Here is a 2,608-nt window from a genome sequence, read left to right on the forward strand (position 1 = left end):
GCGGCGGGTACGTTCCAGGCGCCGGGACAGGGTAACTACGCGGCGGCGAACGCCTTTTTGGACGCGTTGGCGCAGCGTCGCCGGGCGGCTGGTCTTGCCGCCTCCTCACTCGCCTGGGGCCTGTGGTCGCAGGCGACGGAGATGAACACGAGCCTGAGCGACGTCGATCAGCAGCGCATGGCCCGGGGCGGCATCATCGGACTGTCCGCCGAAGAGGGGATGGGCCTGTTCGACGCGGCGCTTCAGTCGCCGACACCCGCTCTGGTACTGGTGGGTCTGGACTTCGCCGAGCTGCGGAATCAGGCCGGGATGGGAAGGCTGCCGGCGCTGCTGCGGGCGTTGGTTCCGGCCGGCAGGCGTTCCGCGCAGAGTGGCGCGGCGAACGCGGACGGTCTGCTCCAGCGACTGGCCGGAGTCTCCCCGGACGAGCGGGAACGGATTCTGCTGGAGACGGTGCAGCAGGCGGCGGCGGCCGTGCTCGGCTTCGCCTCGCCGGATCAGCTGGAGCCGGAACGGGCCCTGAACGAGATCGGCTTCGATTCCCTCACCGCGGTCGAACTGCGCAACAGCCTGTCCGGCCTGAGCGGACTGCGTCTGCCCACCACGTTGATCTTCGACCACCCCACACCGATGGCTCTGATGGCCTACCTCCGGGACGAGTTGGACGGCGGCGCCGTAGACGAGGCCGAGAGCAGCGAGACGGAAATCCGCCGGGCCCTGGCCACCGTTCCGATAGACCGACTCCGTGCGGCCGGGGTGCTCGACGTCCTGTTGTCGCTGGCCCGCTCGGAAGTGGCCGGGCAGGAATCAGAGCCGGCGGCGAGCGTCGACGAAGAACTGGACCTGATCGACGGAATGAACATCGGCGATCTCGTACAGCGAGCCCTGGGCAACACCCAGTCGTGATCGGCAACTTGAAAGGCGAAGTAATCATGAACGATCGGGATGTCCAGAGCGGGCAGATTGTCGACGCACTGCGCGCTTCGTTGAAGGAGAACACACGCCTTCAGCGGCAGTACGACGAGGCGGTCGCCGCCAATTCCGAGCCGATCGCGATCGTCGGCATGGCCTGCCGTTACCCGGGCGGTGTGTCCTCTCCGGAGGAGCTGTGGCGTCTGGTGGACGAGGAGACCGACGCGATCTCGGGCTTCCCGGAGGACCGTGGCTGGGACCTGGAGGCTCTGTATCACCCGGATCCGGAGCACCTGGGCACGAGCTACTGCCGCGAGAGCGGGTTCCTGCACGACGCGGCGGAGTTCGATGCGGGGTTCTTCGGGATCTCGCCGCGTGAGGCGCTGGCGATGGACCCGCAGCAGCGGCTGATGCTGGAGATCTCCTGGGAGGCGCTGGAACGGGCCGGCCTGGCCCCGGCCACCCTGCGCGGCAAGCCCGTCGGCGTCTTCACCGGGTACATGTACCACGATTACGCGGTCGGGAACACGGACGAAGTGGGCGGTGCCCCCGAGGGTGTCGAGGGCTACCTGGCCACGGGTGGTGCGGGGAGCGTGCTGTCGGGCCGGGTGTCGTACGTGCTCGGGCTTGAGGGCCCGGCGGTGACCCTGGACACCGCCTGCTCCTCCTCCCTGGTGACCTTGCACCTGGCGGCGCAGTCGCTGCGGTCGGGGGAGTCTTCGTTGGCGCTGGCCGGCGGCGTCACGGTGATGGCCGCCCCCGACGTGTTCGTCGACTTCTCGCGCCAGCGTGCGCTGGCCGCCGATGGCCGGTGCAAGGCGTTCTCGTCTTCTGCCGACGGCACCGGCTGGGCCGAGGGTGCGGGTGTGCTGGTCCTGGAGCGGTTGTCGGACGCGGTTCGTAACGGGCACCGGGTGCTGGCGGTGGTGCGGGGTTCGGCGGTGAATCAGGATGGTGCGTCGAATGGGCTGACCGCGCCGAACGGTCCCTCGCAGCAGCGGGTGATCCGGCGTGCGTTGGCGAACGCGGGCCTGTCCGCCACCGAGGTCGACGTGGTGGAGGCGCACGGCACCGGGACGCCGTTGGGTGATCCGATCGAGGCCCAGGCGCTGTTGGCGACTTATGGTCAGGGTCGTGACGCGGGGCAGCCGTTGTGGCTTGGGTCGTTGAAGTCGAACATCGGTCACACGCAGGCGGCTGCGGGTGTGGCGGGTGTGATCAAGATGGTGCAGGCGATGCGTCACGGTGTCCTGCCGCGCACGCTGCACGTCGATGAGCCGACTCCTCAGGTGGACTGGTCGGCGGGTGCGGTGGAACTGCTCACCGAGGCCCGGCAGTGGCCCGAAAGCGGTCGCCCCCGTCGTGCGGCCGTGTCCAGCTTCGGTGTCAGTGGTACCAATGCGCACGTCATCCTGGAGCAGGCGCCCGAGCAGACTCTCCCCTCGGGGGAGGGCTCCGCTGTGTTCGGCGGTGTCGTGCCGCTGCTCGTCTCGGGGCGTGGCCAGGCTGCTCTGGCGGGTCAGGCCGCCCGGCTGGCCGGGTTCCTGTCGGAGCGCGGTGAGGACGAACTCGCCGGTATCGCGCGGTCTTTGGCGACGACTCGTGGTGCCCTGGCGGATCGTGCCGTGGTGGTGGCGGCGGATCGTGAGGGGGCGGTGGCCGGTCTGGAGGCCCTGGCCCGCGGTGAGTCGAGCCC

At 69.5% G+C, this 2,608-nt stretch carries 2 protein-coding genes; both read left to right on the forward strand.

The features are described 5' to 3' along the window. Positions 1 to 906 (forward strand): acyl carrier protein (locus AC067A_RS37350; protein WP_479248148.1); only part of this gene is annotated, 906 nt, incomplete at its 5' end. A gap of 26 nt (positions 907 to 932) precedes the next feature. Further along, positions 933 to 2,608 (forward strand): type I polyketide synthase (locus tag AC067A_RS37355; RefSeq protein ID WP_479248151.1); only part of this gene is annotated, 1,676 nt, incomplete at its 3' end.

The organism is Streptomyces sp. NPDC043176 (genome assembly GCF_056436715.1).